General features: G+C 52.9%; 10 protein-coding genes. 4 read left to right on the plus strand and 6 right to left on the minus strand.

The window, feature by feature from the left end; genetic code table 11:
• Window positions 1–18 precede the first annotated feature (18 nt).
• Window positions 19–375 (minus strand): HesB/IscA family protein, encoded by a 357-nt coding sequence (locus tag NP589_RS05795; protein WP_192393142.1) that lies wholly within the window; start codon window positions 373–375, stop codon window positions 19–21.
• 196 nt (window positions 376–571) lie between these two features.
• Between NP589_RS05795 and NP589_RS05800 the strand changes: the two genes are divergently transcribed.
• The 3 genes from NP589_RS05800 (at window position 572) to NP589_RS05810 (ending at window position 3,217) form a co-directional block, all read left to right on the plus strand.
• Window positions 572–841, plus strand: a complete 270-nt coding sequence (locus NP589_RS05800) for a nitrogen fixation protein NifZ (protein WP_256606132.1) — start codon at window positions 572–574, stop codon at window positions 839–841.
• A 263-nt stretch (window positions 842–1,104) separates the two neighbouring features.
• Entirely contained in the window at window positions 1,105–2,712 is a 1,608-nt protein-coding gene (locus NP589_RS05805) for a SagB/ThcOx family dehydrogenase (RefSeq protein WP_256606133.1), read from the plus strand.
• 109 nt (window positions 2,713–2,821) lie between these two features.
• Window positions 2,822–3,217 (plus strand): hypothetical protein, encoded by a 396-nt coding sequence (locus NP589_RS05810; RefSeq protein ID WP_256606134.1) that lies wholly within the window; start codon window positions 2,822–2,824, stop codon window positions 3,215–3,217.
• 20 nt (window positions 3,218–3,237) lie between these two features.
• Here NP589_RS05810 and mnmE read toward each other — a convergent pair whose 3' ends face one another.
• From mnmE to rpmH, 5 genes are read right to left on the minus strand one after another with little or no spacing between them, the layout of a single operon-like run.
• Window positions 3,238–4,578 carry a tRNA uridine-5-carboxymethylaminomethyl(34) synthesis GTPase MnmE gene (gene mnmE / locus NP589_RS05815; protein WP_256606135.1) on the minus strand — a complete coding sequence of 447 codons (1,341 nt, stop codon included), beginning with the start codon at window positions 4,576–4,578 and terminating at the stop codon, window positions 3,238–3,240.
• Between the two features lie 5 nt (window positions 4,579–4,583).
• On the minus strand, window positions 4,584–6,290 hold the full coding sequence (yidC, locus tag NP589_RS05820) for a membrane protein insertase YidC (RefSeq protein WP_256606136.1): 1,707 nt from the start codon (window positions 6,288–6,290) through the stop codon (window positions 4,584–4,586).
• A 2-nt stretch (window positions 6,291–6,292) separates the two neighbouring features.
• On the minus strand, window positions 6,293–6,517 hold the full coding sequence (gene yidD / locus NP589_RS05825; RefSeq protein ID WP_082769240.1) for a membrane protein insertion efficiency factor YidD: 225 nt from the start codon (window positions 6,515–6,517) through the stop codon (window positions 6,293–6,295).
• Window positions 6,499–6,867, minus strand: a complete 369-nt coding sequence (gene rnpA / locus NP589_RS05830) for a ribonuclease P protein component (protein WP_020483364.1) — start codon at window positions 6,865–6,867, stop codon at window positions 6,499–6,501. Before rnpA ends, yidD begins: the two co-directional genes overlap by 19 nt.
• Window positions 6,868–7,002 carry a 50S ribosomal protein L34 gene (gene rpmH, locus NP589_RS05835; protein WP_036273143.1) on the minus strand — a complete coding sequence of 45 codons (135 nt, stop codon included), beginning with the start codon at window positions 7,000–7,002 and terminating at the stop codon, window positions 6,868–6,870. It lies immediately after the preceding gene.
• 161 nt (window positions 7,003–7,163) lie between these two features.
• On the opposite strand from rpmH, the gene NP589_RS05840 reads away from it, so the two are divergent.
• A partial coding sequence (locus NP589_RS05840; protein WP_256606137.1) for a hypothetical protein occupies window positions 7,164–7,429 on the plus strand: 266 nt, incomplete at its 3' end.

Consider the following 7,429-nt stretch of genomic DNA (forward strand, 5'->3'; position numbering starts at 1 on the left):
AGCTATTTCCTCGAATTCTTAAGAACAGGTTTTTGGTGAACCGCCGCTCTCGCCGGTGGTAAACGATGATCCGCAGGCACAGCTTTTAACCGCGTTGGGATTGGTAAATTTAAAGCCGGAGCCTTCCAGACTGTCGACAAAATCGATAGACATGCCGTCCAGACTGGGCAGGCTCAACGGGTCTACAAACACTTTGACGGCACCACAATCGATGACGGTGTCGTCTTGATTTTCTTTTGCTTCCAACTTCATGCCATAAGACAGACCAGAGCAACCGCCATCGGTAACTTCGATGCGCAGCCCACCGGTCGGCTTGTCGGAACTGCTAATAAAACGACCCACGGCTTGGATGGCGCTTTCGGTTAATGTAATCATCTTTAAGTCTCCTGAACGGGTTTGGCATTGATTTTGTAAACAGATAAAGCAACCAGCATGCCATACGCGAAAATTTCGGCTAAGCCGCTGAAATTGCTCACTCGCCGGCAGCTGGCCAACCTTAATCGGCACGCCGTTTCACAACAAACCGGGAGCTTTTGTCGGCTTTACTACAAAACTCTCACAGGAGCACAGCATGAACGTAGAAGATTTAGATTTGGGCGATGTGGTGTACGCCGCGCATACAATTGTTGACGATGGCAGCATGCCTGATAGCGAAGAAGGCGAAGTGCTGGCGTTGGAAGGCGCCCGGGGCGTCATCGTGATGAAAGGACATGTCGAGGAAGATCCTGCGCTCACGGTCTTTTTAGTCCGCTTCGAAGACCAGGATCTAAATTTGGGCCGGCCGATAGGTTGCTGGACCGAGGACTTGATCGTCCCGGAAAAAGAGTTGCTTACCCATTAATCCAATTCCGCCCAGCATTCAACCGGTGGTTTAGCCGCCTAGCGCCACATCCCGCCGAAGTGTCGGCGATTGCCTTGGGCCAAGTAGCGTCTTGCTTTGTAACATTCCTACGCTCAGGCGTGGGAATGCCGTGCCCGGGCCACCAATATCCCACCGAGGGGCCTTCCGACAACCGTAAGGAATGGGCCAAACAAAGGTTTGCATGCGCCGAGGCATGGCGTGTGCTTGAATGAATATACACTCAGCTTAATTAAGGCCAACCCATGCCCACTCCTTCCGAGTCCGTGATCCAATATCATAACCGCACCAAACACCAATTGAATGCCTACGCCAAAGGCCCGGAGTCGCTGGATTGGGACGACCAACCCAATCCGTTTCGGCGCTTTAACGGCTGCGAAACGGTGAAACTGCCGCCACCCGGCGCCGAGCTAAGTTGTTTGTTTGCTGACTTGGACAAACCGGAACGGATAGAGCCGCAGCCTCTAAACCAGGCCAATCTGGGTCTGCTATTGGAATTGTCTTTTGGTTTGTCGGCCTGGAAGCAATTCGGTCCGGACCGCTGGGCCTTGCGCTGTAATCCGTCCAGCGGCAATTTGCATCCGACCGAGGCTTATTTGCTTTGCACCGATCCGGATCTGTTGCAACCCGGCGTATATCATTACGTCAGTCATGATCATCATCTGGAACGGCGCGGCCGGTTTACTGCCGATACTGCGACCAAGGAAATCTATATTGGCCTGTCGTCCATCCACTGGCGAGAAGCCTGGAAATACGGCGAACGGGCCTTTCGCTATTGCCAACATGATATAGGCCATGCACTGGCAGCCTTGAGTTACGCCGCCGCATGTCTGGGTTGGTCGATAGAATTGCTTGGCGAGACGGCCGATGCCGACATCGCCGCGTGGCTGGGACTGGACCGCAGCGACGATTTTGTCGCCACCGAACACGAAGCGCCGGATTTATTCTGCCGGCTGCATGCTACCCAAACTGCCGAAGGCGCGTTCTCCACTGAATATTTGCCGGAGCTTGCTCAAAACGCCGAATGGTTCGGGAAAGCCGAACGTTTGAGCGGCCGGCATTTTTACCGCTGGCCGATTATTGACGAAGTGGCTGCCCAGGCCATCAAGCCAGCCACCGTTGCCGAACGAGTAACGCTACCAAGCCTGGATCTACCGCGACCCAGCCACAACCTCCCTGCCAGCAACCTGATTCGCCAACGCCGCAGCGCCCAGCACTTTAATGGCAAATCGCCGGATCTACCTTTGGCCGACTTTCATCGCATGCTGGCCGCGCTGCTCCCCAATGCCAAACCGCCGTTTACCGCCTGGAATTGGCCGGCGCAAGTCAATATCGTTCTATTCGTGCATCGGGTAGCCGGTCTGGAGCCTGGCTTGTATTTGCTGCCGCGCACCGCAGATGCGGCGGCGGAATTAAAACCGGTTTGTTCCGCCGATTACGAATGGCAAATGGTGGCGGCCCCGTTCGAATTTTATCGGCTGACGGCCGGCAACGTTAGGCAAGCCGCAAAAACCCTGTCCTGTCACCAACCCATCGCCAGCGACAGCGCGTTTAGTTTAGGCATGTTGGCGCGCTTTGCCGACAATGTGGAAACCGAAGCCTGGCGCTATCGCCGGCTATTCTGGGAAAGCGGCCTGCTGGGACAGATTTTGTACTTGGAAGCGGAAGCCGCCGGCGTACGCGGTACCGGCATAGGCTGCTTCTTCGACGACGCTGTGCATGGTGTATTGGGCTTAAAGGATAACGGCTGGCAAAGCCTGTATCACTTTACTATCGGCGAACCGCTGGACGACAGTCGTTTGCAAACGTTTCCGGCGTATGCGCATTTGAGCGAGTCGGTCGCCAGCGCCTGATTCGCTTGAGGTTTGACAGCCGCGTGATACGCGTTGAAATATTTACGAAACAATCTCGCCAACAATGTTTAAAATCATGACATTATCCCTGCACACCTAAAGGCCCGCCATGAGCTTTAAATCCAGTCTGATCCGCTTCGTCATCAAATTAACCCCCAACGCGCTGATCATTTGGGGCGCGAACATCATCATGAAAGGTATCGCGGAGTTGACCCAGTTCAACTTCGACCTCGACGCCCGTAAAGTCTACGTGCAGACCCGGCTATACGGCGAGGAACACACCATTGAAGTAACCCTGGAAGATTTTGCCGTGTTCAATGACGGCGAGTCCTACCGTTTTATTATTCACCACGCCAGCTCGGACCGGCCTTGGTTGAACAATATCCTGGCAAAATTCACCGGCAAAGCCTGGAAAATTCCGACCCTACCGCTGTTTGCCACACAACTGGAACTGGTCGCCGAGGTATTTAGCGCCAAGCCGGTGGTATTGGAACAAATCGATTGATCCAGGCCGCGCCAAGCGGGCTATTTACCGATACAAAAGCTGGAAAAAATCTCTCCCAAGAGATCATCGGACGTAAATTCGCCGGTGATGGCAGATAAGCTGGTTTGCGCTTGGCGCAATTCTTCGGCGACCAGTTCGTGGGCTTGATGTTGCAACTGCTCGGCGGCGCGATCCACCGCTTGCGCGGCCAATTGCAAGGCCTGGATATGGCGGGTTCTGGCGACAAACACGTTATCCGAGCTTTCGGTAAAGCCCATGCTTTGTTTCAGGTGTTGGCGCAGTAAGTCCAGACCCAGCCGGTGTTTGATGGATAAATGGATTTCCGGGCCTTGCGGGGTTTCCAAGACTTGGGCTTTACCGCCGACTAAGTCAATTTTATTAAAAACTTTGGTGACCGCTATGTTGGCCGGCAGACTGGCATCCAGACTGGCGCTGTCCGGGTCGGTGCTGTCTATCAGTAATAAAATCCGGTCGGCTTTGGCGATTTCCTGGCGGGCGCGGCGAATGCCTTCCTGCTCGACCGGATTGTCACTATCGTGCAAGCCGGCGGTGTCGATGACATGCAAGGGCATGCCGTCCAATTGAATACGTTCGCGCAGCACGTCGCGGGTGGTGCCGGCAATGTCGGTAACGATGGCGGCATCGTGGCCGGCCAAGGCATTTAACAAACTGGATTTACCGGCATTGGGCTTGCCGGCCAATACCACGGTCATGCCATCATGCAAAAGCCTGCCCTGCTGAGCGGTTTTGCAGATTTCGGCGAGCTTGGCTTGCAAACGTTGGATGCGTCCGGCAACTACGCCATCGCCGAGGAAGTCGATTTCTTCGTCGACAAAATCGATGGCCGCTTCGATAAACACCCGCAATTCGATCAACTCGTCGATCAGTTCGTTAATCTGTTCGGAAAACACCCCTTGCATGGATTGCTGGGCGGAGCGCACGGCTTGCTCAGTGCCACTGCTGATCAGATCGGCTATCGCTTCGGCTTGGGCCAGGTCGATTTTGTTATTGAGAAAAGCTCTTTGACTAAACTCGCCGGGATTAGCCAGGCGCGCACCCAATTCCAACACGCGTCGCAATAACATATCCAGCACCAGGCTACCGCCGTGGCCCTGCAGTTCCACTACCTGTTCGCCGGTAAACGAAGCAGGCGCAGCAAAATACAACAGCAAACCGCTATCGATGACACGACCATCAGCATCAAGGAAATTGGCAAATTGTGCGTAGCGGGGTTTGGGAAGCGTTTTGCCGGTGAGGCTTTGCGCGATTCCGGGCGCGGACGGCCCGGAGATACGAATGATGCCGACGCCGCCGTTACCGGGCGGCGTGGCAATGGCGGCTATGGTGTCGCCGTCAAGCATGCGTTTTAGTGGGCGTGATTGTCTTCGGCAAGCACGTGTTTAGTGATGTACCACTGTTGAATGATCGACAAGCTGTTGTTGCAGATCCAGTACAGCACCAAACCGGATGGGAAGAACAGGAAGAACACGGTGAAAACGATAGGAAACATTTTCATCACCTGTGCTTGCAGCGGATCGATAGGCGCCGGATTCAAGCTTTGTTGAATCTTCATGGTGATGCCGTACAGAATCGGCAGCAGATAGAACGGGTCTTGCGCGGACAAGTCGTGAATCCACAAGGCAAACTCGGCCTGACGCAATTCCACGGTTTCGATCAGCACCCAGTACAAGGAAATGAACACCGGAATCTGCACCATGATCGGTAAACAGCCGCCGAGCGGATTCACTTTTTCCTTTTTGTACATCGCCATCATTTCGGTGTTGAACTTCTGACGGTCGTCGGGGTAACGCTCTTGCAGCTCTTTCAAACGCGGCTGAATTTTGCGCATTTTCGCCATGGACTGGAAGCTGGCTTTAGACAGCTTGAAGAACAGCAATTTGATACACAAGGTGACACCCAAAATGGCCACACCCCAGTTTTCGACGTAGCCGTAGATTTGGTTTAACAACCAGTAGATGGGTTTGGCGACCACGGTCAGCCAACTGTAATCGACAGTCAATTCCAGACCTGGGGCAATGGCTTCCATCACCGGCTGAATTTTGGGGCCGACAAACAATTGGGATTTAAGCACCGCTTCGCCATTGGCAGGAACGCTAACGTCAGGCGAATAGGAACCGATGACATAACGGGCATCGTTCAACGCTTTGGTGTAAAAATGGTTTTCCTGATCTGCGGGCGGAATCCATGCAGCGGCAAAGTAATGCTGAATAAATGCACTCCAACCGCCTTGGCTGACCACGTTTAAGGTGTCGTCCGCCATATCTTCGTATTTGACTTTTTTGTACTTGTCTTTTTCGGTGTAAACCACGCCACCGGAATAGGTTCTGATGAAGTTGTTGTTGCTTTTATCGCTGTGCTCGACCCGCAGCAGTTGGTCGTACTGCTTACCGACCCAAGGGTTAGCGGTTTGATTAGCGACTTTTTGCTCGACTTCCACCAAATAGCTACCGCGTTTGAACGTAAAGGTTTTGGTGACTTTCAACCCCTGCTGATTAGTCCAGCTTAACGGGATGCTGATTTGCTCTTGGCCGTCGGCCAGTTCGTAAGAGGTTTGCTCAGCTGTGAACACTGCGTGATGATCGGGAGCTGCCGCTGAGTTTTGACTGGCTACCAGACCGGTTTGCGCCAGGAAGGTTTTTTCGGGGCTGCTATCAAACAGGCGGATAGGCGATAAATCTTTCTCGGGCGCTTGCATGCCGATCAAAGCGTAGGCCGCAGTAACTGCGGAATTTTCTTTCTCGTGCGGATATTGCAAAAGATCGAGATTACGTAAGGTGCCGCCCTCGGTATCGATTTCCAAGGCAAACACGTCGGTTTTGACTTTGATGACTTTGTCTGCGGCTACTAGCGCGGCAGCGGCCTGACTGGCGGTTTGCTGCGCACCTGGCTGGGCGGGATCCGCATTAGCCACAGCACCGGCATCGCCGGCTACAATGGGCTTGTCTGAGATGATGGCCTGCGGCTTGGGACCGTAATCAATCTGCCATGACTCCCACAACATATAGGAGATCATCAACATCGCCATGACAAGTACAAATCTTATGTTATCCATTGTTATTTACTCAATTTTTCCGGAACGGGATCAATGCCACCTTCGTGGAACGGGTGGCATTTCAATAATCGTCGAAGCGTGAGGTAAGAGCCTTTGAAAGCACCATGAATCTGGATTGCCTCTAAGCCATAACTTGAACAGCTGGGATAAAAACGACATCTGGGCCCCAGCAAAGGACTTATGAAGTATTTGTAAAGCTTGATCAGGGTTATGAGCAGGAATCGCATCGATCTACCAGTTTATGCCAATGCCTTTCCAATGACTTCCTCAATATCGGCGAGGCTGCATTTGCTGCGTCGCCTCTTGCCAAAACAACAATATCAATGCTGACGATATGTTGACGCTGTAATCTAAAACTTTCCCTGACAGCCCTCTTTATGCGGTTCCTTGCGACTGCTTTTTTTATAGTTTTTTTTGCGATGGCCAAACCAAGCCGCGGATGCGGCAGGATATTGCTCGTCGCCAACACCGTAAAATACTTATCTGTGGACTTTACGGGATTGGTAAATACTTTTTTATACTCAGCGGGCGTCCCTAGCCGATACTGATCGGGAAAGCCGAAATCTTCCGCCGACAATTAAACCGTCAGCGATGCGCGGCCTTTAGCTCTGCGCGCATTGATCACTCGGCGACCACCAACGGTAGCCATTCTTGCACGAAAGCCATGAGTTCTGGCGCGTTTGATTTTGCTGGGTTGATAAGTTCTTTTCATGTGCTACTGCCTATGGTGATAAAAACGGATAAAAAAGGCTGCGAATCATACGTGACAGGCTTGCCAGTGTCAATTTGACTTGTAAATTTCCAAAACAGTGCAAAATGGACTACTCTCTGGAACACTATCGGTGCATTCAGCATCATTGAAGGAGATTTGTCATGCATAAATTACCGTTTAAGTCGATTTTAGCAACCAGCCTGTTAGTCGCCGGCTGCGCCACCACCACCGGCTGGACTCCCACCGTGGACACTTATAACGATCCCAACGCGTTCCGGTTAAATCAAGACATGCAGGAATGCGAACAGTTGGCTTCGCAGTCGGCCAGCACCCTTAAAGACACTGCCAAAGGCGCAGCCGTTGGCGGCTTGATAGGCGCGGCGGGCGGAGCGGCCATTGGCGCGGTAGTCGGCAACCCTGGCACTGG

Origin of the sequence: Methylomonas rosea (genome assembly GCF_024505055.1) — a bacterium.
GTDB classification, from domain to species: Bacteria; Pseudomonadota; Gammaproteobacteria; order Methylococcales; family Methylomonadaceae; genus Methylomonas; species Methylomonas rosea.